16 protein-coding genes and 1 pseudogene are annotated in these 23,442 nt (G+C 41.9%); 4 read left to right on the plus strand and 13 right to left on the minus strand.

All coding sequences use genetic code 11. The annotated features are described in order from the left end of the window. Positions 1 to 633: 633 nt before the first annotated feature. Entirely contained in the window at positions 634 to 1,191 is a 558-nt protein-coding gene (locus tag KFE26_RS21215) for a hypothetical protein (RefSeq protein WP_212601626.1), read from the minus strand. A 1,006-nt stretch (positions 1,192 to 2,197) separates the two neighbouring features. Between KFE26_RS21215 and KFE26_RS21220 the strand changes: the two genes are divergently transcribed. Genes KFE26_RS21220 through KFE26_RS21230 form a run of 3 tightly spaced genes read left to right on the plus strand, consistent with a single transcriptional unit; the run spans position 2,198 to position 8,162 of the window. After that, positions 2,198 to 2,812 carry a hypothetical protein gene (locus KFE26_RS21220; protein WP_131525820.1) on the plus strand — a complete coding sequence of 205 codons (615 nt, stop codon included), beginning with the start codon at positions 2,198 to 2,200 and terminating at the stop codon, positions 2,810 to 2,812. Continuing rightward, a complete protein-coding gene (locus KFE26_RS21225) occupies positions 2,812 to 5,085 on the plus strand; it encodes a hypothetical protein (RefSeq protein WP_212601627.1) in 2,274 nt (757 codons plus the stop codon). Before KFE26_RS21220 ends, KFE26_RS21225 begins: the two co-directional genes overlap by 1 nt. Beyond that, entirely contained in the window at positions 5,070 to 8,162 is a 3,093-nt protein-coding gene (locus KFE26_RS21230) for a site-specific integrase (protein WP_212601628.1), read from the plus strand. The genes KFE26_RS21225 and KFE26_RS21230 overlap by 16 nt, the downstream gene beginning before the upstream one ends. A gap of 12 nt (positions 8,163 to 8,174) precedes the next feature. Here KFE26_RS21230 and KFE26_RS21235 read toward each other — a convergent pair whose 3' ends face one another. Genes KFE26_RS21235 through KFE26_RS21245 form a run of 3 tightly spaced genes read right to left on the minus strand, consistent with a single transcriptional unit; the run spans position 8,175 to position 13,391 of the window. Then, positions 8,175 to 9,050: an HD domain-containing protein gene (locus KFE26_RS21235; RefSeq protein WP_212601629.1), complete on the minus strand. Its 876-nt coding sequence runs from the start codon at positions 9,048 to 9,050 to the stop codon at positions 8,175 to 8,177. Then, entirely contained in the window at positions 9,047 to 11,098 is a 2,052-nt protein-coding gene (locus tag KFE26_RS21240) for a tyrosine-type recombinase/integrase (RefSeq protein ID WP_212601630.1), read from the minus strand. Before KFE26_RS21240 ends, KFE26_RS21235 begins: the two co-directional genes overlap by 4 nt. A gap of 4 nt (positions 11,099 to 11,102) precedes the next feature. Beyond that, on the minus strand, positions 11,103 to 13,391 hold the full coding sequence (locus KFE26_RS21245) for a hypothetical protein (protein ID WP_212601631.1): 2,289 nt from the start codon (positions 13,389 to 13,391) through the stop codon (positions 11,103 to 11,105). A 974-nt stretch (positions 13,392 to 14,365) separates the two neighbouring features. Between KFE26_RS21245 and KFE26_RS21250 the strand changes: the two genes are divergently transcribed. Then, positions 14,366 to 15,511: an SGNH/GDSL hydrolase family protein gene (locus tag KFE26_RS21250; protein WP_212601632.1), complete on the plus strand. Its 1,146-nt coding sequence runs from the start codon at positions 14,366 to 14,368 to the stop codon at positions 15,509 to 15,511. 208 nt (positions 15,512 to 15,719) lie between these two features. Here KFE26_RS21250 and KFE26_RS21255 read toward each other — a convergent pair whose 3' ends face one another. The 9 genes and pseudogenes from KFE26_RS21255 to KFE26_RS21295 all read right to left on the minus strand — a co-directional run. Further along, positions 15,720 to 15,932, minus strand: coding sequence for a FliM/FliN family flagellar motor switch protein (locus KFE26_RS21255; RefSeq protein WP_131525817.1), 213 nt, complete (start codon positions 15,930 to 15,932; stop codon positions 15,720 to 15,722). Between the two features lie 3 nt (positions 15,933 to 15,935). Continuing rightward, positions 15,936 to 16,589, minus strand: coding sequence for a hypothetical protein (locus tag KFE26_RS21260; protein ID WP_212601633.1), 654 nt, complete (start codon positions 16,587 to 16,589; stop codon positions 15,936 to 15,938). Positions 16,590 to 16,602: 13 nt separating this feature from the next. Continuing rightward, positions 16,603 to 17,607: a hypothetical protein gene (locus KFE26_RS21265; RefSeq protein WP_212601634.1), complete on the minus strand. Its 1,005-nt coding sequence runs from the start codon at positions 17,605 to 17,607 to the stop codon at positions 16,603 to 16,605. Further along, positions 17,594 to 17,989, minus strand: coding sequence for a hypothetical protein (locus tag KFE26_RS21270; protein ID WP_249195868.1), 396 nt, complete (start codon positions 17,987 to 17,989; stop codon positions 17,594 to 17,596). Before KFE26_RS21270 ends, KFE26_RS21265 begins: the two co-directional genes overlap by 14 nt. Beyond that, positions 17,979 to 18,854 carry an OmpA family protein gene (locus KFE26_RS21275; protein ID WP_212601635.1) on the minus strand — a complete coding sequence of 292 codons (876 nt, stop codon included), beginning with the start codon at positions 18,852 to 18,854 and terminating at the stop codon, positions 17,979 to 17,981. Before KFE26_RS21275 ends, KFE26_RS21270 begins: the two co-directional genes overlap by 11 nt. Next, entirely contained in the window at positions 18,847 to 19,893 is a 1,047-nt protein-coding gene (locus tag KFE26_RS21280) for a flagellar biosynthesis protein FlhB (RefSeq protein ID WP_212601636.1), read from the minus strand. The genes KFE26_RS21275 and KFE26_RS21280 overlap by 8 nt, the downstream gene beginning before the upstream one ends. A 4-nt stretch (positions 19,894 to 19,897) precedes the next feature. Then, positions 19,898 to 21,781: an FHIPEP family type III secretion protein gene (locus KFE26_RS21285; RefSeq protein WP_131525812.1), complete on the minus strand. Its 1,884-nt coding sequence runs from the start codon at positions 21,779 to 21,781 to the stop codon at positions 19,898 to 19,900. Further along, positions 21,778 to 22,302 carry a hypothetical protein gene (locus KFE26_RS21290; RefSeq protein WP_311981429.1) on the minus strand — a complete coding sequence of 175 codons (525 nt, stop codon included), beginning with the start codon at positions 22,300 to 22,302 and terminating at the stop codon, positions 21,778 to 21,780. The genes KFE26_RS21285 and KFE26_RS21290 overlap by 4 nt, the downstream gene beginning before the upstream one ends. Positions 22,303 to 22,513: 211 nt before the next feature. Continuing rightward, positions 22,514 to 23,442 (minus strand): annotated as a pseudogene (locus KFE26_RS21295) (hypothetical protein); the annotation flags it as partial.

The following is a 23,442-nucleotide window of genomic DNA, read 5'->3' on the forward strand; positions in this document are numbered from 1 at the left end:
ATTACATCATTGGTTATTACTGTGAAGTCAGGCCACATCATTACAATGCAGGATTGAGCCCAAATGAATCAGAGCGACGATTTTGGGAAGATTCTAAAGCTGTGGCCAAATTTAGTTGACCACTACAGACAATGGCTTGTGTGACTCTTGCTAAAAATCACCATTTTTCAGTTTGATAGCACAATTTAGCCCATCATTATCGATTTGAATCCTACCTTGCCAGCCTTTTAGTTGCTAAGTGATTTTTCGTTACTTAAAGGCAAGCCTAAGTGAATTATGTTGTTGTTTTATAGTGGGTGGGTATTTATTTCCGATTTATTTCCCTCTTCTAAATAGTAATGCTTCATTTGGTTGCAAATTGACCAACACTCGATATCACCAGTCGGAATCGGCATAACAGGGACATGAATCAATTCTGATTCATCTTAAGGGAAAAAATCGCCCCAGAACAGCTGCAAACGGGGCGATAGGGCGGGTTTTAGCGGATGGCTCTTATCAGTCTGGTACAGAGTGATTAACGGTGGATTTAGGGCTAAAATTTTCAGAAATCATAACATTTCCTATGAAGCGGTCTAGTTCAGCACAATTTTTTCGCGCGTTGGGCAAATTTAGCCAATATACAAAATCAGTCGATCAAAGATTTTTGAATGCAGCAGCAAAATCTAGCCTTTCACGAATATCAACGTCATAACCAGACTCTTGCCATGAAGAAATAGAAGACGATAAACTTTGAACGTTTGTTTTATAATGACCAGTGTCATTATTTATCCAAACCTTTTTGTCTCCACTTAATTTTCCTGTACCTGCTGTTATAATCCTCCCACCACCAGAGGCTACCGAGTGCTTTAACGCTGGACTAATAATAGATAATCCTTTGCTATTAACTATCCATTTAAACTCTTTACCTGACTCGATCAACTTATGAAAACCTTCTGTACCCTGCGAATATGGCCCTAAACCTTTTAAGTAATCAGAACTAATCGCCTTTAAATTTGACTCATCAACTTCTGCGGGGAATGAATTAGGCATGCCATTATCAAACCCTCCAGACCTAAAGTTTGGAAATAATGGTAGTTTTCCTGCCATAGAATTCATGATTTTTTTTACTGAAAAACTTTTTTGATTAACTCTTTCTTCATTTACCTGAAAGAAGGTTGCGTTAAGAGATGCTGACGTAACGGGACCTGGCATAATAAAACCTCAAAGTATTCAATTATTAACAAAGCATCATTACCGTTCTTTCAGCCAAATCCTTCAAGAGAATAATTATGAAATATTCTGTCTGTTCTAATCCAATCGGAAATATATAGTTGATACTAGATCATGAGATCATCGTAACCATTGATAGGTTGGCTCTCAATACCTGCAGAGCTATCTCGTTCATCGAAAAATAATAATAATTCTCGAATAAGTTCCATATCACGCGGCTTTGTTTCCTAATAGTGAAATCCAATGTTTGTCGGGTTTAAATCAAAATAATATTCTGATTACAGATAAACGACTGACGATGAAACAAGGGTTTTAAGCGCATACTGGCGATCAGGAAGCACTCTGTTGTTATTTGTGCTTTTAGAAACAAAGCCATATCACGCTTCAAATCATCCTAGTTTTATGATTGTAGACAGCTCAACAGGTATCAGTTGTCCCATACCAATAAAAGTCGACACTTTGTACCGTTACAAATAATTGGTCAACCTAGCAGAACTAAACAGCGCGATAAGCAGGGCAAAAGTGCATTAGCTCACAACGAACGCAAAAGGTTAGCTTCTGCGTATGAACCAGACTAGGTAAGTCTGATTCACTGTAACGATTTTTGAAATCCCTCATGGGCACGTCATACTTTTTGGTATTCATTACTTTATGTATCTCAAACTATCAGGCTAAGCAAGAGCTAGCATTCTAGCCGTAGCAAGATTTGGGGCCAAAGTTAGCCAATTCACAGCAACGCTCGCGTATACGGAAACAGCATACAACGTAGTACGCCATGATTAAGGATTTAAACCAGCTTGCAGGGCTAGGAGTAACTCATTGCAAAGTTAAATAATTAACAACTTTAGGGGCATTCGATTAGGGAAACAAATCTGATCACGCTCACAAAAATCGATCTTTTTCCTGATCAATTTTTGATCGCACTTGGGAGGTGGAAAAGTGAGCACTATATTAAAGAAAAGACGTAATCACACGAAATGGAATTCTGATGGCCCAAATGATTTTAAAGTTCCAAGACAAGCATGAGTTGATTTTACATCCCGCAGCGAGAAATGCATTCGATGTAATGCAATCATTCCCAGGATTATGTAATCAATGTGCTCTACCTGAAAAGATCAGGTCTGAATTTGCCTCCCAAACAATATATTGTTTGGAGCACATAGATTCGAGAGTAAAAAGCAATAAGGCAAAACATCGCGGCAGAATATTTCAGTTTTATAGTCCTATTTGGGCAGCAAATTTTTGGGATAACGGACGTCCACCAGAAGGTACTTTGCTGATTTACGAAGCAAATATTCAAGACCAATTGACGCCTGAAATAATTGAGAAAAAAGCGTGGTTGTCACTATTCCAACTGCTCAGTTTATCCATCAATTCTAAAAATATTGCAGCTTTTATTGATGCCTGGCGCCAAGGACTGCCAGAGCAGTTTTCACGCGAACTCTTTGAGAGAAATACACTACCTGACCAGCTATTTTGTGATTTGCTTTCCATCTCGAGAGGCACTCTGGTTCAGCAGCGGCAACGCCTGTCTCCTAAATGTCCAACATCTGATTCTGTCGATATTGTCTCCGAATTAACAATGCCATGGGAGCCCAAATAATGAATCCTCCGGCACGCAACATCAGCAAAAAATTAAAGGAATTATTAAACAAATGGCTTGTGCCAGAGCATTTAAATCCAGAGCTCAAGCAAACTCTGTTAATGCAACTCGCCTACAGTATTCAAGCCTTTCCAGCAGGCTATTGGGAACAATTTGAACTGATGCATAGGTTAGTAAAGGTTCTGATAACAAAAACGTCTTCAGGCCCAGTGAGCAACACTGAAATATTTGGAATTTTAAAGAAAAATAAGCATCTTACATCATATCCATTTGCTGCCACCATTTGTGCAGTGTTACCACCCAATGTAACACCACAATGGATAACAAAATACACGGCATACCAATCTATCGTTCTCATCGCTTGCTTCATTCGCTATACCCACAATCAACAAATCGCAGCCTCCGGAAATGAAAATGCATTACGAGAGTTACGTCTGGTCGCGATGGACCCTAGGCATCGAAAGCTATTGGATATATTGCCAGAATTGGATGAAACATCATCAATTGAACTACTGGTATCTGCACTTAAAGAACTACGTAAGCATAAGTATCCTGCCCTGCAAGAATACGGAATTGGTTACTTAGATTTAGTGCTTAAAGATGCGCTATCTTGGACCGAAAGACGGCGAAGAAAAATTAGAATCCCTCCTACCTCAGATTCTGACACCCTCATCGAACTCAATCCCATTGATGCATTTGAAGACGCTGATCTAGAGGTTAAAGAACTGTGTGTCATCTCCCCAAAACCGACGACTGCACAAGAACGTGATGAGGCTATATCGGTAACAGCAGGACGAACATTTCGTATTGATGATAGTCCCTTAACGCATAATCAAAAAACAAACCTTTCTCCATCATCAAGAGCAGTCCGTGCTATACAGCATCAATGTCTAAGCGAAAAACTCAGCATTATGCAGTTATCTTTAAGCTGCAGTTACAATCAACTTACCGAATGGGATATACGTCAACTCATTCGCTTCACGACTGATGGAGTAAAAAATGGAGCAGACCCCGAAAGCTGCTCAGCCCTACTTCTGTGCCTTCTATGCGGTCGAGATCCTATTTCACTAGTACAATCTTCAAATGCATTTTTTCTAAAACACTACAAAAATCACCCTTGCCTGTATCTAAGCTACTCTGTGCCAGCAAGCAAACAAGATGGAAGACTAGAAAAGTGCTTGAAAAATATAACAAATCGTTTGGTACTACCTCTCCCTAAAATATTACAAGGTCAGCTTACTCAAAACGTGGGCACGGAATACTTAAAGTCAGTCATTCATAACATTAACGAGCGACATCGATGCCGTTTAAGTCTTGGAAGAATTACCCGATTTATGGAGCACTGGTATCTCAATAACGGGCTAGATAGAGCCGAAGTTGGACTGATAAAAGGGCGAGCCCCCCGAAACCAGCCTGCGTTGAGTTATTCAAATTTCGATGCAGATAAACTGATTGAAAACTATCGCGCTTACGTGATTTCAATATTCAACATGGCTGAGATCGACCCACAACTCCCCGTAGCTAAGCCCATCAAGAAGCAACTAGGCAGCGCATTACATCTCCCTCCCCAGACTTTGCACAATTTTTTCCGCATACTGAGAAGTCAAATTCCTCACCCGCGAAAGCATTCTTTGGAAGAACTCGCGACACTACATAATTACTATGCCTGCTACGTATGGGCTCTACTGGCTTTTGCAACAGGTCATCGCGATGTTAACGCGCCGATGGGACAGCGTACAGATTTCAACAGCCATAACAACACCTGGTGGATAAGCGATAAAGAAAACCGTCATGGAGTATCAGCTAGAACACTGATACTCCCAAAGACTGCAGTGAAGCAACTTGAACACTATCTACAACATCTTCAAGAGTTGAAAAAACGCAGTCAGCTCATCGTAGAAGATATTTTCAATCGTGCAGACGAGGCGATTACTGGTAGCGGAAATCTTCTATTTTTTATAAAGCATCAAGAACAGGACAACATCCCCAAAATTACGCAAGAACTCACGCCTGCTAGAGTAAAAGCATTTCTTGGCGACCAGTTACCTTGGCCTGCCAATTGGGGGAGACATCACATGCGCAGCGAATTAAAGCGTATCGGTGTTGCTCCGGAAGAAATTGATGGTTGGATGGGACATGAAGATATCGGAGAAGAGTCAATGGGTCGTCATAGCATGCTATCAACTCAATACCTCAACCGCATCGCTCAGCATATCGAATCGCTACTGAACACTCATGAAATTACGGTGGTTGATGCATGGAAAACCCACTGATTCTCCCAACTGAAAAAAAATCCCTAGTACGGCTATTGGGGCATCAATCGAGAACCGCTGCTCGGCAAAGAAGTCATATAAATATAATAAAACAAGCTCTGGCGGTGCTTGAACAACATCTACCTGAACTGTTTGAAACACAACCGAAATCCGATCGATTTTCGGCAGTTTGGCCACAGGTTGACTCTGATCTGCGAAAGGTCCTCAAATCGGAAACAGCATACCGCCGAGGATATTCTTTTATCTGCAGACAATTAGAAACGGGTAACCGACAAGGACTTTGGCAGATCAATCCACCTTCAGACTATCTCACCCTTCGTAGGGTTCGACCGCTGAGAAGTTTGACCTGGCAGCACAATACTTCTGATTTCGCTTCAAAAATTCACGGTTTACTGGGCAATCTTGATAAAACATCCGATCCCCAGCAATGTTTTGCCAGATTGCTGATGAGTTGTATTTGCTATGGAGGCCTGAACCGACCTGCACTATGGCCTGCTCTGGCTAAAGCATTAACCGATGATAAACCATTAAATGGCAACAAGGACCTTTGCTGGCTAACGTTGAGGCCAAATCATGGGAAGGACTTCGCCAGTAATCTCTACACCGATCACGACGGCATGGGCCCCAATGAAGCTCAAGTGGAAGTTCAGTTCTTCCCCGACCCGATAAGCCTCGGACTAATAAAGCCGTTTTTAAACAGCCGAACAAAAAGTTGGCGCCCACCAAAATCAATCAAACAATGTTTAGAGATAATTAAGTCTGAACTTAAACTCAATCTTCCAATAAAACAATTTCAGCAAGGTGGGATTTGTTTTGCAGAAGCTCAACCTGATGTCGAGCTACCACAAGTGTTGGTAGAGTATTCGTTGGGACGTCAAAAAAGCGCATCTCTACCTAGTGCTTACTGGTTCAGATTGTTGAAAGGCACAACCGGATCCTGCAATGTAAAAAGCTTTGCCCAATTCAAGCAATGGTATGATCTAATACAAACAGACCGTTCAGTAACATCGTCATCACGCAGTTCTAAGCTAGGTAACCAATACCTGCTGAGTCAAATAAGAGAATTACTTAAGCAGAATAATGTAAATGCCCAAGGAAAGAACCAAGTTGTTCGTCATTTGCGGGATCTAACACAAGCAAGCCTCCGCCCAAACGAAGAGATCCTTCTTCAATGGCTAATTCACCACCTGAATACTGAGAAAAATGCAGTATCAACAGCTAATAGGTACTTTGGAGCAATTGGAGGCCACTGGTTGGCTGCGACCGCAGGCGTTGACCTACACTGCTTGAGTAGTGATGACTTTATCTATATTTATCAAGAAATTATGAATCGCACATACAGTCAGCGGGAACAGCACTATAAGGCCGGTCGATTTGAGAACCTACACTCATTCGCACAACAGAAATTTGATCTCCCTCCTCTTAATCAGCCGCTAAGCGAAGGGAGCAATATTACTCCCCATGTGAGTGCCGCCATTGTTGATGAGGCACTGTTTTCAGCCCTGCTGCGTCAAATTGATTATTTAGAAGACTTAGACCATGCAGCCAAACGGATATTAAAGTGCTTTCTCATCATTGCTTATCGAACTGGTCTCAGACCAGGAGAAGTCGCCAAACTGCGTCTAAAAGACATCGAGCCCTCTTCTGTCGGCTGGCTATTTGTTCGTGAAAGTCGCCACGGACATAACAAAACCGACTCAGCGCTTCGAAAAGTGCCTTTATTGCCTTTACTGACTGACAACGAAAAGCTTTTGGTGGAAAGCCATCTTAGTGAACGTCTTTTGGCTTGCCATAACCACTATGCCGAATTGCTCATTCACGCAGATGGAAATCCCTTTGAAGTGTTAAACACTCGTCAAATATCCTTGATGATGAAAGAGATATTGTCTCAATTAACCGGCGGTATTTATTATCGACTGTATCATCTACGCCATACGGCATTGTCCAGACTTCAGCTTCTTGCCCATGATGACCTGATCGGCTTGCCAGAAGTAGTGAAGGCTATGCTGCCGTACACCCCCTCGCAACGGAAGATAATACGTAAATTGATATTTGGTGAAGGACGGTTACGTGACAGATATTCTGCGCTGGCTGTGTTTGCAGGCCATAGCAGCCCAAACACAACATTCAGAAGCTACTTACATTTCACCGACATACTACTGGGAAGCCATTTGGCGGTAAATGCCCAAGAAATACCTGCTGGCACCGCGAAAGTGGTACTTGGAGTACGCCCTTATCGTTATAGAGTGATGCAAAAATCAGGAAACATAACCCCTGTATGTTTACTGCCATTCTTTAGAAAACGGCTCTCACCTTTTATGAGCCCAGTGAACAGCATTCGTCAAAGTACAGTCCTTCAGAACAACGAGGTTGAAAAAAGCAGTCACTACATTCAGGCCTTGGCTATACTCAGGAGGATTGAGCTTGGTCATGACTATCAAGAAGTCGCACTTCATTATCGCCTCCCCCTTGAACAGGTCAAACGCTGGCTTGATGCTGCAACTGCACTTCGGATGTTAAAAACACCACAAGACATTGACCGATTATTTTCAAAAAAACGTTGCTATACACTGCTACCCGCAGAACCTACTGACATTGCTGATCGAAAGGATATTTATTCAGCGTTACAAGCATGTAGCAAGCTCAAGTCGAGCAAAGAAGGAAAAGTCGAATTACGATGGGCTATTCAGTATTGTCTGACGCATACAACCAGCAGCCACACGTCGATCTTCTTTGATAAAGCGACAGAGTTTCAGCGATTTATGGCGTTGGTAAGCCAACTCTTTACCTGGAAGCGCTGGCATCTTAAACTGCGTTATCAATATGGCAAAACATATAATCAGTGGCGATGTCACCCCGATATCGAAATAACTCGCGACACGTTACAGAAAATAAACGAATATCCAGAAGGAGCTGGAAGATTATTTTTACGTCATACCAATGAACAAAAACACATCAAAAGCAACGGTGGCAAAGCAATAAGCCAATATTCTTCCCCGGCATTGCAAACCGTATTCCACCGGCTGGCGATCATCCTATTCAAAGCGGAACAAATAAGGCAATGGGAGCAGAAATAATGCCCCCACGCCTCACCCAAGCCGCTTATACCATTGATCGTTCATGGCGGAATGTGCATACCAATGATGGGGAGGCACGTCTGCAAAAGCGGTGCGCCAATGACATACTTCCATGGATAGATTGTCACATAGTCTCACCATAGAGGCTGGAAGATAAGCCTCTGAGCGGCGCCCTACCTTGACCGAAAAGCAACTACTCAAGGCCTCAAAAACCTTGGGGGAACTACGATGCAATGCCTCCAATGGTCCAGCCAACACCATAAAATTGTAAGACTCGTGAGAACCCGCAATGCCATCCCGAGTATCTGCATTGTAAAAAAGGTGAATTTTACCTATGTCATGCAAAAGACCCCCAATGAAAGCCACACATACACTCAAGGGCCCTACATTATAACGCCAACAAAGCATAGCCGCTGTCACCGCCACCTCATGACTATGCTCCAGTAATCCACAAGAATGATTATGATGGTGACTACGACTCGCTCTGCCGGTAAAAAACTGCCCCATCAACTCATTGTTGAGTAACACTGCTAAGTAAAAACGTCTCAATGCCTCATCATGGATAAGCCCCAAAATCCCCCAGATATCGATAATGATCGACTCACAACCTGCTGGTACGAGTTTAAAATGATGATGCACAACAGCTTTATCAGTGACCTCAGGAATACTCAAAGTTATTTTTACCCGTTGCAAATCATCACAATGATTCCATTGAACCATCACTAGTTGCCCGTCAGGTTCTACACCTTCCATAACATTAGGGGATAGTTCAAGAGTATAACACTCTCTTAAGCAGCTAAATTGCCACAACTCTACCTGTTCTCTGCGCTCAATCAGATGAACCCAGGCCAAGTCATCTGCATTATTTGTTCGGGATCTGATATTCATTTTGACGACTCCCCTTTGGGTCCATTGCCAATCAACCGTTCAAATGCTGCACCGTCTTGCCCCAATAAATTAGGTACATAGCGCGAGTAAACCCTAAATAACATACCAGTATTGGCGTGCCCTAACTGTCGAGCAATCCATTCCGGACTCTCTCCAGCAGCGAGCCAAAGGGTTGCTGCTGTATGTCTTGTCTGATAAGGATTTCGCTTTTCGAACCCCAAACTTTCCAGCAGTGGATACCAAACGCGTTTGGTGACATTGTGATGACTCAGTGCGTCACCACGCCGGTTACAAAAAACGAAGTTGCTCTGAGTCTCGGTTTGCTCACGTTGGGTCTGAAGTGCTTCATATACAGGCTGGTTCATTGCAATAGCTCGGCATGAACCAGACGTTTTAGTTGGGCCAAGGCTGCCACGAACCAGTGACTGGCGGATGTGGATCAGTCTGTTTGTAAAATCAATATGCTCCCAGGTCAGGCCATCGATTTCCCCTGTTCTCATCCCCGTGAAGAACCTAACGAGGTAGTAAGTACGGAAATCTGTTCTTACATTCTCTACAATTCTGTATACCTCGTTGAGAGAAAATGGCTGAATGTCACTTCTCGGCATCGGTAACGCCTTGATATTTCGCCACGGGCTCTGAAATTCAAAACGTTCAGCAGCCTCATTCAGGATCAATCGCAAATATGTCATGATATGGTTGATGCGAGAGGTTGATAAAATTTTTAAGGTGACCACATCCGGTTCGCACAGCCTCGTGCGAAAGCCAAGAATGTCAGTCTTACTAATAGTGGCAATCATACTATCCCCCATTGCAGGTAACAGATGACACCTCAAGATACCTTCAACGGTCTCAATTTGACTGACTCGCCACTCAACTCTCTTTTCAACTAACCAAAGGTTGGCGAAAGTGCCAAACAGCATCCGTCCTCCCGAAGCTTTAAGTTGGCTAACTTTGGCAAGTTGTCTGAAATACTCAACTTTAGGACTATCAGGGAAATGATGCCCATATCGTACTTCAACATGGGCTTGTTTTCCCTCAAGCGTGTCCCACTTTGGCGCTATTAAACCAGCAGCTGCAGGTCTCACCTTTACCGTATAAGAATGATATTGATACTGTCCTGCAGGCCAATATGTATTTCTCTTATAGGCGCCAAGATCATCTGCCAAGTGAAATTCACTCACTACCTTTTCGTTTTTCAGATATGCCTTTGGTTTATTCTGTCCACGCGCCTTCCAACGGAAATACATTTCTTCACGCCTCACAATGGCGTCGCTACGAATCACACTTATCGATGTCTCAACATCTCTTCCATTTTCCACATTTTTGTAATGTGATATCCCTGTTGTTTGATATTCCGCATTTTCAATTGAGTACTCCGTTATTTGCCCGGTCTGAGGATGACGATGCTTCAATAACACGCTACCAGAAGGCATCGCTCCTGAAGCATAGTCCCGGGCATGGATTAACTCGTGCCCCAAAGCGACAGCCTGATCAAAAGGCTGGTTAGTTCCAGGTATATTGACAACTTCCTTCGTAGAAAAGAAAATGGTATTCGACACTCCTTTGCCATCAAATTGTCTTTGCAAGACTAATGATGCTTTTTTTTCATCAGGAAAAGTAGAAGGTACAGTCTCAAATAAGCACCCTGCACTTTCTGGCTCTCTTATCACGGTAACAATATTCACCTTTGTAATATCCACACCTTGAATATGCTCAATAAGAGGCTCAACGGCGTCTTCCGGTCCGTTGACTGGTGTATATGTGGCGATTTGGCGTAATACCTCTCGTCCAGTTGGTGACAGGTAAAGCTTTTGAATCAGTGACTTCACATCTGCGAGATAGGCATCATCTTTTGTTTGAACATAAAGATTCGTTGAAACTCGATACAAATTGCCGAGCTGCTGAGAGTTGTAGCCATGAATGATTTTTACACCATCTGGAACGGCATAAAACTGCCCCATCTCACCACTTCCACCGGCAAAAGCGATCCCAATCAATGTCGAGAACACAAGGATAACGAGCAACACTTTTCTTAGTATTTTCATCTCATTAGCCCTCAATCATAATGTATAGTTCGATAAGCTCTTCTAATTCTTGGATTAGAGCCTCCTTGATGTGCGGAAGCATAGCCATGTCGTTTGCTTTAATGACATAACCAAGCTGCGCAATAGCTGAATCTAAGTTGCCTTGAGAGAGAGCACTCCCGACAACGGATAAGTCTCGCCACATGGTATGTTGCTCTAGCACAGCAATTTGTTGAATAAGAGACTGCCGATGCGTGGGGTTTAGATAATACCTATGCATAATCGATAAAGTGCTATTAAACAATTGAGGTGAATTGCCACTTGCAGGTAGTACATTCACTTCTGATTGTTGGTGCTGAGCAATTTGAGCGAACAATGCCAGATCACCAAGCAAATAATGCAGTTCGTTGGCGGTATTGACCTCTTCCACTTTTTGCATGATTTGGTCCACTGCAAGTTCTAAGTTTACTTGCATAGTGCTCGCGGTTGATGTCTCGATGACCAGCTCAAAAGTATCCGCCATGATTGGTGAGTAAAAACGAAGATTCTTCGCCGAATAAACACTTGGATAAGGAATTGAGTAAGTAATATCACGAAGATAAGCTGTAGCAATAGCTTGCTCAAAAACAGGCTGTATAAATACACTGAAGATTTCATACTGCTTAATAGTACTAAGAAAGTCTCCAGAAGGTTGCTGTGTTTTAAGCAACTCATACCAACGACTTAACTGATACCAATTTGTCCTTTGTTCTGAATCGGAAGCATCAAACCCCTTACTATTTAAATACTGTGTCAAGGTTATTTGGTACGGAAGTACTGATATCGTTGATAACTGCGACATCAACATTTTAAACTTTTTATTTGCTATTTGACCAAATACATAAGCGTGAGCAACATTACGTAACCTCGAACGAAGTAATCCTGGCTCCCACCCTTGGTTAATTCTCTGATCGACATAGGAATCTACGTCGAAGCTTAAGTCTTTGTTAATGACCGCCACAAGCTCTTTATCCTTAGAGACATGATAGATATCATAAAGTGACCCAGAGTCTTTACAGGCATCTATGGAAGCTTGGATTCCGCCAGAATAAACCGATGGAACTCCCCAACATTGCCGAGCAGGTTTAACCTCAAATGTAACCGTATCCAACTGCTCTTCAGACAAATAGTCAACATTCCAATTCGCTTTTGCATACTCCCGTAATCCACTCATGCGCGCTTTTTCTTCCAATAAACGACGATTCATACCTGTATATTGATATATGAGAGGAATGTGGTGTTTGGCACGTTCCATTACCGCATTGACAAACAAACTCCGATGCCTTTGCAAATTATTCGTTGCAGTTTGAACTAATGATTGTTTAGCTTCATGTATCTTTAGACTCAACTGGCTTAGCTCTACAGAGGAAAGTTGCTGTATGATCGACTGAATTCGCTCTTGCCCCTGTGATTTTACACAGTTCAGCAAATTTGCAGACTCTTGAAGCTCGTCAAAGCAAAGTGGTCGATTTAGATTTGATTGCTCAGAGATATGACCATAAACTTTGAGATATTCAAGGTCTATCCTTGCCATTTGCCGAGCAAGCTGACGATCGTAAGCCGATGCAATACGACGATATTCAGTATCCGCTGCAAGCAATAGATGGTCGCTGTACATAGATATAGCCAACCTCACGTACTTATCGTATTTATTAATCAGCATAATCGCATCCTCTTTTTTATGATGAAATCGGTCGAAGTCTGCATAGTGATTATTGAAGACGTAATGGGTTTGAGATTCAAACTCAGCTATTTTCTCTTTCGCGGCGAAATATTTTATATCATTAGACAACATATTAAGTTCGTCGCCGATCAATGGAACAATCGAAAAGACAGAAGCGGCCTTGTCTAATGTTGAGGAAGATTCTTGAGAGAAAGTGGACGCCATGTTTTCAGCCCATGCACCCACAGCAAAAGCATCACCAACAGGGCCAATCACCTCTAATGTTGAACTACCGGCGTGACCCAAACGATTTAATAAAGCCGGACCACTTAAAGTACTTACAGCCGTCACAGGGACTGCTTTTAGCGCCTCTTCTGTAGATGGCCATGCCTCAGAAAATAACCGTTGATGAAAAGAATGTTCTAATTCTCCAAGTGTGGAGCCAAACTGGGCTTCTGAAAAAAATTGTTGATGATACTGTGCCTCTAGACGCACATCATTCAAGTCGTTCAAACTTTGAGTATCTGACGTTCCGTCGATAAAACATAATGATGACGCAACGGGACTGAATATAAACAGGCACATAAAGCTTGGTATTAATTTAACATTCATTAGGTTAAATACTTCCTAAGTTAGTGAGAAATTGAACAACATGGTCAGACACATAAGCAAATTCTTTAACTGATTAATCCAGCTTATTCAGCGTATCTCTACTTGCCGAAGTCAACTTCATCAGCTGTGAGGTCATTGAGTCCTTGATGGTCACGCTCAACATTATAAAACACCATGTAGTTGTTATATATCGTGGAATAATCGTCCCCCACTGAGAAAGAACAATACATTACGTTAGATGGAATCCGTGAATAACTAAATGCTTAAAGCTCACTATGATACATCTATAGAAATCAAAACTTTGACATTGATAGCGCCAAAAATATAAAAAGCAACTAATTGCCTATTCATACATGACACATGTTCACGTTTTAAAGGACGAAGAGTAAAGTAACCACGGATCCTGATAGTTAGAGGGAAAGTTCACTCGTAATACTAAACGGGGCTTTGTGGATCTCAATGTAACTAAAACAGTTGCGCCTGTCGCTAGCAGACTCCAGTTTAAAAATGATTGTTATGGTCAGATAGGCGACACTTGCTATCAAGTACCGCCCTTTTAATAACCGTACGTGCAACCTTCATATCATACGGCTCAAGCCTCCACTAAGGCGTGTTCTGTTATCCAGATCCCTTCATCGAGACATCGTTGAACCAAGAGTTATTGCCTTCCTTTGCCCGTTTCCGCCTACCTAAGTAAGCCCAGCAAGCGTGAACAACATAAGAGTAGGAAATATTATTCCGCCTTGTGGTGTTCCTTATACACTCTTATAGCACAATCCTTTATCAACATAACCACACCCAAGCCATTATTTCAGCGTTTAGATTATCTAGAAACCTTGTTAGCAGAGAACCAAACGGATTAAGCTCTAATTCAAATATCATCAGAGTATTTCATTATTTTCATGATGATTATCTGTCTAATAAGCCTGATAGTAGTAATGCTGACAGGCAGATAACCCATAGGAGATATTCAGATGCCATTTCGTATAGTTCAGGGAACAATATTTGTGCCACTCAACGCTAAGACTCAAAACCCTACAATAGAAATAAAACAGATTCTGCGATTATCAACATTATCTAGCCCCCCATACCCACTACAAAATTATAAGCTCAAAACTAACACTAATAGTGCTGAGCTTGTATCTATATCGGTACAGGATGTCACTGATGGGCAAGCGCAAGCATTACTCCCCATTTCCTTATTTGAAGTAGCGTTACATCATCACCAAGAACGCCAACAAATGTTAGTAACAGCAGTCCTCAGTCATGCACAAGCATCACTCGATCATATTAAACGTTTGGTCGTGATCGGGGATAGCTTATCAGATTCAGAAGGTCGAATGAAATCGAAAACATTTGGCTTAATGCTTTCATCTAAACAATATCACGATGGCCGATTTACCAATGGTTTTGTGTGGCCCGATTTTATCTCTTCACAGGCCTATTTAAATAAAGAGTTAGTAAATTACGCAGAAGGAGGCGCCGTGGCAGCTAAATATTCCAAGTTAAACCCCGTCTTCTGGTTTATTTCCAACATGGAATGTCAAATTAAAAAACATGATTTTAAATCCGATGATTTAGTCATACTCTCACTAGGTTGTAATGACTATATGACATTTGAAAAAAAAGATACTCAGAAAGTAGTGCAGTGTTACGAAAAACAAATCACTAAATTGATAGAAAATAAAGAAATAAAAAACATTCTCGTGACTGGCATTCCAGACTTATCGAAGACAGCCTATGCCAAAAAACAAGATGAAGCATATCGTACAACTAATAGCTCACTCTCCCATGAGCATAATATGAGCCTAAGTCATAAAGTTTTAGAAATAGCAGAACGGTATAAATCCAAAAGTGTAAACATACAGTTTTTTGATTTCAACAATCAATTCATTGAATTAATAGATAAAGCAGATAAAGCAGGTTATGACACTAGCACAGCAAATAATGTGGGTTATGTAGACATGTTCGGTTCAAGTAAACGATTCGATCCAGCACACAGACATGTGTTCCATGATGAAGTACACCCTAGCCAAGAGGTGCATCAGATGCTAGCATCGCGAATGAGCGATTATATTATCGAGAAGTTTGCTAAAGTCGCCAATACCAAATGGTCATAGATCCCGAGGCAGGACTACATGCTGAAACACCCTTTAAGTAAGGGAGTGACAGTGTTATCTTCAATAGTTTAGCCCTCGGTATATAAATACAAAAGCACAAGGTATTTTAGAATACTCTTGTGCCTTTGATAATAGGTCTCATCCCGCAGGACAAACTTTCAATCTGTATTAACAACTGCAGAATGAATACCTTTATGATACCATATGATCAGTTAAATTTATTAACTTGCTCAATAGAAACATAAAACTGGTCATCCACTTTAACTAAGGTTCCTGTTGCTATCAGTTCATTACCGCTTTTCAATAACACTTCGGATTGGACGAAGTCGTTTACCGGTTTAATTTGACTCGTTTGCAAACGATTAAGCTCATCTAATGTCATAGTGCAATTAGCAATAACAACATCTATTGATATACGCATAGATTAGCGGACCTGAGCAAAAGAAACAATTGAACGATGGGTGTCACGCAACTCTTCTTGAGCAGAGGAAATTAGAGTCATAGTATTTTTAAACTCTTGCTGCGTAGTATCTAAACCAGCTTGTATTTTGCTACAATATGCCGTCATTGAAGTATTTATTGCTTGTAGTTGATCATAAGAAACATTCTTTGATTGCCAGTTTGTACCAAGAATACTGTCCATATCAATTTTTGTAGCAGGGGTTGTACTTGCATCGATAACGAGATCTTTCATCTGTGCCAAGTATGTTGCAGCATTACCATCATTTAATTTAACGCTTTGGGTGTCTGAAGGCTTAGTAGATGGCAGTCTATCGTCCATAACTAATGCGAATAGACGGCTAAGTTCGGCAATAGATTTTGATTTAAGATCAATATCTGCAGCTTTATTCTTAGCGACTATAGTTTGATCATTAATATATTTGTTCAACAATTTAGCAATCAAAGCAAGAGGATCTTTCATACCTGGTGAAAATAAACCACTCCTAGATGGGCCAACAGATGACTTTAATATTTCAGCTGCGATGGGATTCCGACTCAATGCTAATTCGAACGCCTTAGCCTCTGATTCTGGCGCCGACACAATACTCGCCATAGGTTTAATTTGAATATCTAGCATTTTAACTTTCCTATTATTGTTGAATAAAATAAACGCGTATTTGATCACTTTCTTTAAAAACAACCTTGTCACGTGAGATAGACTGAATCACACCTAGACGCGGCACATTACTGCCAACCCAATAACGGTACTTAGCGTCATATAAATACCCTCTCGATGTCGATGAATAGAAAATCGAATAAGGGAAATTGGTGCTGTCTATAACTTGATTGCTATCATTTCGTGCTGAAATCAATGGAATGATCTCCTGTAAGCCGTTGGCCCGCAGCACTATTACAGCTTTAGTGATATCACTGACCAACCAGGCGCCATTCAGCTTACTAAACGACAATCCATATTCACCTAAAACCGCCATGACTCGATTATCTGCTTCAAAGGTCTCAACTTGGATCTGATCATGATCCGTATTTTCTATGACCTTGTTAGTGAGAGGCTTTTTCGAGTAACTTGATACCACTTCCACCACAGGTTGGGAGAGCCGCTGGAAGTTAGTTCCCTTCATTATGTCCGCATTTGCTTGCCAAGCCTGAGGCAAAGCGGCAAATGCAGAAACATTGGACACCTTAAGCTTGCCCTGCTTAATATAACTGCCATTAAGCAGGGTAAATCGTTCAGCCATCAGCGCATCTTCATTAGCTTGATATGCCATCAAGGTCCCTACGCCTAATCCAATATTCAGCAGCAAGGTCAACATAATAACTGCGCGGTATTTCCGAGTGTGATAACTCAACCATAGTGGGTTACGCTTGCCCTGTGGGTAGACAAAAAAGTCTATACCTCGAAGGCGATAGATTTTCCCTGCTCGCAGTTTTTTCGACTTGTCGCCTTTTTTTATGCCGCTAATAACTACATGGTTCCCTTCATTAAAAAACACCCAACGTATGCTTGCGGGTAACGCTTCTGGAAAATATAGAGTATCAGAATCCAGATCTTCATTTGATCCTGTAATGACCAGCTTTGGCTCTATGGGCAGTGTGACACCGTTCAAATGTCCTTCAACAAATTCAATTAGCCACATACAATTTCAACTCTTGTCTCAATGTATTAGCGCTGACCACAGTGTCGCTCAATGTTTTTAATAAGCCTTGTGGGTGATCCGGCAGAGGCATACCCCGCACATAGAAATAGCCATCCGACTTAAATTTTGCTATGTACCCACCCGATGTCAGTGAAAAATCGGCATTTATACTCAAAGCGGCATCAGAGGGGAAACACTCAATATCGAGTGCAACCATAATCAAAATGGTATTTGTGAGGCCGACGCGAACACCATCCTCAATGCGACAGTTCACCTCACCAAAACGACACAATAATGCTTGGTGTTCATCTAGCGATAGGGATGAACCTTGTACTAAATGGGTAAACTCCATCATTAAAAGGGTAAATTTCTTATTTTTCATCGTAATTAAACTTCATCTCAATCATAAAACGGCGCTGAGTGATGCGCTGCTCGGCTGTCGGCAGACCATTTTCAACACTGCCTCGTAACAAGATGGGCATATCTCCCATACCTTCAGTTCGTAAAAAGCATTTCACGCTATTAGCCCGAGCATCCGCCAAACGTCGATTAGTCGCATAGTCACCCGATGAATCGGCAATACCATAAATCAATATACTTTCTACTGGCTTTCCACGCAGATTTTCAATCATGTGCACCAACATATTCTTTCCCTCTTGCGTGAGCACAGACTCGTTCACTAGAAATAACCCCTGAAACACTAAACGCAGATGTTTCGGCTGAGTACGACAATTATCAAATCTCTTATCTGATGCACAGGACGTGCTATTATCTAATATCCAAGACTCTCCATCATCCGATATCCAAGCTTCGCCGTAAGCCGAATTCAAAATATCTCCGGTCATGGATTGTCGTCCATCCGTGGCTGCGGCCGTCGAGCTTCCCTGTCCGGCCAATGTATTTTCGAATATGGCATCGACCAGATTTGAATAGCGACTATAATCAGCGTCACAATCTTTTACCTCGCTTAGAGAATAGGTATGTAGATTCGCTAAATAATATCGACTTGGGTTAGAAGATACAGAAACTTCAATACACGCATTCTGATGGGGTGAGCCATCTACATATTCAGGTTTTCTCTTTACCCAATAACGCATATGGTCAATATCATCAACCTCTGCAAACAGTAAATTATAAATATCATGCTTCCACTCATGATCCCATATAATTGAATCTTCTCGGACACCCTGGGCACATGACGTGAGTCCAAACATCACCCAAAGCCAAGTTCTATATTTTTTATGCATTTTTCGAATTTGCCTGCTTATTTAACTCTAAGAGAATAAAAGCTATATGACGATAAAACTCTTTAGGAATGTAGTCATTCCCCGTGCGCATACTTTTATAAAACGCCCTCGCGAGCCCTCTATGCTCTAATATCGGAATATTAAGCGCCTCTAATCTGCGACGCTCCTCCAATGCAAAGGATTCAGTGCTGATTTTGAGCACCACAGGAACTTTATCTATCAAGCGGTCATAGCAAATAGGCACTAAGATATGCGTCGGATTTGCAATCGCAAAGGTCGGAGTACGCCCTTTGGTCATCGGCGTTTCCATAATTTCACGCATTTGTCGCCTTCGCTCAGACTTCATTTCCGGCGACCCTTCGGTTTCTTTCATTTCATTTTTCATTTCTGTAAAGGTCATACGGTTTTTATGATTAAAGTGATAACTCTCAACCATAAAGTCCACACAACCTAAACTCACACCATATACAAAAAATAATAATGATACTAAACCGACATACAGTAATAAGTTATATATAAAGTAAGATGTATTGTTGACTTGTGCGAATACGGTTAACTCACTGCCACCGATATCTGATACATACTTCAATAAAAATAACAAAAAAACCAACTCTATAACCTTACGCAGTGAGCGAGATATGGCCTCAATACCGAATATATTCTTAGCCCCAGTTACAGGGCTAATTTTTTCCATTTTAAGCCCTAAAGACTCAGTATTAATCACATTCTTATTTAGCATCACCCAACTAATGGTCGCCATGACGAGTTTAATCATTAATAAAATAAATATCGCCCAGGCAATCACATCATAGATAATGTCTAAGCCAGTTGATATATCGGCATACAGCATCACTTCAAACCAATCATTGGCCGAATCAAATATAAAATAAATGCTACCAATAAATATTACCGCAAATACCACGAGTTCCATGGTCGGTTCGGCCAGTTCTGTTTTGGGAAACTGGCCTTTTTTCCTTAAGTCCCTAAGTTTCTTCTCCGTGGGTGGATATTTTTTGGGTTCAGTTGATTCGTTCGACATATAGTTACATCACAACTTGCAATGGCTCGGAACTCACGACACAACTAGGATCGGCGATATCCCCATGACTACACACTGAAATCGTTGACACTACCTGTTGAAAAAAGGATTTAACCGAATTAATTTCATTATCGTTCACGACTAAGGTCGGCTTACTTCCATAGAGCGAGGTCATACGTAATATTTCTTTGCGTAATGCTGACTGGAGTTCAATTAAACGATCCAGATCCTCACTCTCACCCATGACAAAAGTTTCAATGTACTCTGTCAGTTCAGAACTCAACAGAGCAACATAGATTTTACCCTCAGCATTCATTAAGCGTGAGGTAATCTCATACCTAGCTTGATTTCGAATCCGATTTAACCAATTTTTAGGCTCATTATCGATGCGCGACCAATAGATTAATGCTTCAAAGAAGGTCACTCTATCGAGGTAAAACTCCCGTGTACGGATCATATCTTTAATCACATCGTGAACACGGTTCAAGCCGAGTGCCGAATCGATCTCATTTTTGATCACTTCACTTTGGTTCGTAAGTCCTTGAATAATATTACTGGTGTATTGGAGGTTATACTTTTCAACCAAACACTTATGCAAGAAATATTGCACTATAATGGCGACGTTTTGAGTGGTGGCACCGCTCATAAACACTTCATCACCCAGCACTTCGATCAAGTCTACTGACTCATCATGTGAGAAAGAGTAGATGCGAATACCCGAAATATATACCTCGATATCGGCGGTAAGTTGTTCGTCTACTGTAATAAAAGGCGCCCCGAGAGCTTGTCCCCAAAGTGTTTGCTCAAGACGCTCGAGACTCATGTCCACCAGAGTACGATGTTGAGGCTCACGCAACACAAAGGTGAGCGACTCATATAATCCACTGCCGACAATCCCTATGCTTATCACAGTTTTTGGCTTGCCTTGAACTCGCCACAATAAAAATGCGCTCAGTGTACAGAGTACAAATAACGTCATGCACACATAGAACAAACTAGGACTTAGTAAACCTAACACTAGAATCAAGCCGCCGATAACCAGTAGGCTTTTCCAAAAACGACTCACCTGCTTAGCCATCTGCCCCATAAATGAGCTAGAGTCTTCATCCCCTTTAATCCGAGTAAGGTAAACCCCACAGGCGATGGACAATAATAAACTGGGGATCTGTGATACTAGACCGTCACCTATCGTCAGTACCGAAAATCGACTCACACTATCAGATAATGAGAGGTCAAATTGATTCACCCCCACATAGATACCACCAAACAGATTCACTAAGCTGATGAGGATACCGGCGATAGCATCACCCTTGACAAATTTCATCGCCCCATCGAGCGAACCAAACAGCCTATTCTCTGTGCTTAAATCAGAACGTAACTTCTGCGCTTGTTCACCCGTAATCAGGCCGCTTTTGAGATCGCCATCGATCGTCATCTGTCGACCAGGTAAGGCATCCAGAGAGAATCGAGCGCCCACTTCCGCCACTCTTTCTCCGCCTTTGGTCACCACTAAAAACTGGACAATAGTGATGATGATAAAGATGAGGAGCCCTGAAATAAGGTTCCCTCCCATCACAAACTCACCCACAGTTTCAATGACATTACCCACATCTTCATTGGCAATGATGTTTCGGGTAGTGGCAATCGACAGCAGCAAACGAAATGTTGTCAGCAACAAGACTATTGTCGGTAAAAATGTCACCATCAATGGCTGGTCATTCTCCAACATGATCACGAGCAGCAGAACAGAACTGATGAAGCTAATTAAAATAAACAGATCGATCACCACTCCTGGAAGGGTGAACAAAATAATCGTTGGCAATGTAAATGCGATGATTACGCTGCTGGGATTAAACATAATCGGATAACGACGAAGATGCTTAATCATACTGTCTCCAAACTATAACCGAGTGCTTCTATGAGGGATTGGGTCTCTATGCTAATCACCTTGTCCTCATTTTCGATTGTCAGAACGGCGAATCCATTGACATAGGTCTGCTCAACAGACAGAGCTTTAGCTTCATCGTCGATTTCGGCATGGAGTAATTCCACAAGATGGCCAATCAGAGACTCATTCAGACTCAGTTGAGTTAAACGTAATTTAACGGCCTCTGTGATACGATTTTTAAGTTCATCTTTTAACTGGCTCAGACTTTGGTATTGCTCTTCCACAAGATCGACAAGGTGTTGATTGGCCTCATCAAACCAACGCTCTTGGTTAGCCTGCAATTCTTCTGCTCTTTCGTTATATAAAGTGTTCACATGAAGATTGAGTGCCTGCTCCTTATCCTCAATCAGTTGTACCACTTGCCCCTCAAGCATTTGCTGGTATTGCTCGACTCTCTCTTCTAAAGCAGAAAGTAACGCCTTAGCCTCGCTGTAGATAAGAAGATCAGACTTCTTTATCACGTTTGAGTTGCGCTCTTTCTTAAATGCAATCTGTGGAAGCAATCGATGCGATGAATTGATTTCTATATACAAGACATACCTCATTACTGGTTTGGAATACAAGTTTACTCAATCCTGAAATCTCACTACAAAAGAAAAAATAAGATTAAACCTGAACACTTATGATTTAATCTTTTCCAATTGATGATCAGTCTAGAAATGAGCGATTAACTCAAGGTGCTGAAATCAAATTTCTTAGCGCAACGGGAGACGTAACGATTAATTTTCCACTGGCGGTTTTCAGTAAATGTGAACGCTCACTAGGAGCTAAATCCGATCCAGAGATTTGCAGATAATCGGCTCTTTTCACTCGATTAAACGGATTAAGTCGCAACTTTATCTCTGTCCGTTCCTGCACATTATTCAACCTTCCGGCAAAATGGTTTTGGCCGCGCATACTAACAGCCCCTTGGGTCAACAGGACTTTATTATTCAAGCTTTTAATATACAGGTCTAAGTCGAGCTTCCGCCACGCTGCAAATTCTACTGAATCTTCTTTGCCACGCAGAGACTCAGGTATAGGTCGCCAGGTCCCCATAAATGTGCCGGCCTCAGGACGATCTAAAAACTTAGGAACCTTATATTGAATATGCCCACCCGCTCGGCCCACGATACGGGATTCGATCTTGTCTAAGTGACGTGAAGACTTGGCTGCACTTTCCTGAAGCTCAGTAATGACGTTACGCTTAAGAACAGTATTCACTGGCACCGCTTCAACAGCCGCTTTGTTGATCTGAATTGGCTTTCTGGCGAGGCTTATCTCAGCTTCACTTCGCTCGACATTCGATAAAACCTCGGTACCAATAATGTCGCTATCTTTGTAGACCGCCGTGGAGACTCGCTGAGAACCTATATCTGAAACTAGTTCGGAGCTTAAGTTACGTCTTGGTCCCTGAGTAAAATTGCTGCCTGTTTGGGCACCTTGAGTCAGGCTCACAGGTGTCGGTATATTCACCTCCCATTTACGGCCGGTGTAACCTTGTGCGCCATTCGCCTCCGCCACTGTTACAGGCATCTCGTCCGTAGATATGTCATCAGCCTGTGGCGTTGTTGCGGTTTGATGCGTGTTGGTGGTCTGCCCCGCGACAGACGGACGATCTG

It is taken from the genome of Shewanella sp. M16 (genome assembly GCF_018224605.1).
In the GTDB taxonomy this organism is placed as follows: domain Bacteria; phylum Pseudomonadota; class Gammaproteobacteria; order Enterobacterales; family Shewanellaceae; genus Shewanella; species Shewanella oncorhynchi.

What these genes read in the sequence shown, in the direction of transcription:
- KFE26_RS21215 (WP_212601626.1), bottom strand. Translation starts at nt 1,191, where the DNA reads ATGCCAGGTCCCGTTACGTCAGCATCTCTTAACGCAACCTTCTTTCAG.
- KFE26_RS21220 (WP_131525820.1), top strand. Translation starts at nt 2,198, where the DNA reads ATGGCCCAAATGATTTTAAAGTTCCAAGACAAGCATGAGTTGATTTTA.
- KFE26_RS21225 (WP_212601627.1), top strand. Translation starts at nt 2,812, where the DNA reads ATGAATCCTCCGGCACGCAACATCAGCAAAAAATTAAAGGAATTATTA.
- KFE26_RS21230 (WP_212601628.1), top strand. Translation starts at nt 5,070, where the DNA reads ATGGAAAACCCACTGATTCTCCCAACTGAAAAAAAATCCCTAGTACGG.
- KFE26_RS21235 (WP_212601629.1), bottom strand. Translation starts at nt 9,050, where the DNA reads ATGAATATCAGATCCCGAACAAATAATGCAGATGACTTGGCCTGGGTT.
- KFE26_RS21240 (WP_212601630.1), bottom strand. Translation starts at nt 11,098, where the DNA reads ATGAAAATACTAAGAAAAGTGTTGCTCGTTATCCTTGTGTTCTCGACA.
- KFE26_RS21245 (WP_212601631.1), bottom strand. Translation starts at nt 13,391, where the DNA reads ATGAATGTTAAATTAATACCAAGCTTTATGTGCCTGTTTATATTCAGT.
- KFE26_RS21250 (WP_212601632.1), top strand. Translation starts at nt 14,366, where the DNA reads ATGCCATTTCGTATAGTTCAGGGAACAATATTTGTGCCACTCAACGCT.
- KFE26_RS21255 (WP_131525817.1), bottom strand. Translation starts at nt 15,932, where the DNA reads ATGCGTATATCAATAGATGTTGTTATTGCTAATTGCACTATGACATTA.
- KFE26_RS21260 (WP_212601633.1), bottom strand. Translation starts at nt 16,589, where the DNA reads ATGCTAGATATTCAAATTAAACCTATGGCGAGTATTGTGTCGGCGCCA.
- KFE26_RS21265 (WP_212601634.1), bottom strand. Translation starts at nt 17,607, where the DNA reads ATGTGGCTAATTGAATTTGTTGAAGGACATTTGAACGGTGTCACACTG.
- KFE26_RS21270 (WP_249195868.1), bottom strand. Translation starts at nt 17,989, where the DNA reads ATGAAAAATAAGAAATTTACCCTTTTAATGATGGAGTTTACCCATTTA.
- KFE26_RS21275 (WP_212601635.1), bottom strand. Translation starts at nt 18,854, where the DNA reads ATGCATAAAAAATATAGAACTTGGCTTTGGGTGATGTTTGGACTCACG.
- KFE26_RS21280 (WP_212601636.1), bottom strand. Translation starts at nt 19,893, where the DNA reads ATGTCGAACGAATCAACTGAACCCAAAAAATATCCACCCACGGAGAAG.
- KFE26_RS21285 (WP_131525812.1), bottom strand. Translation starts at nt 21,781, where the DNA reads ATGATTAAGCATCTTCGTCGTTATCCGATTATGTTTAATCCCAGCAGC.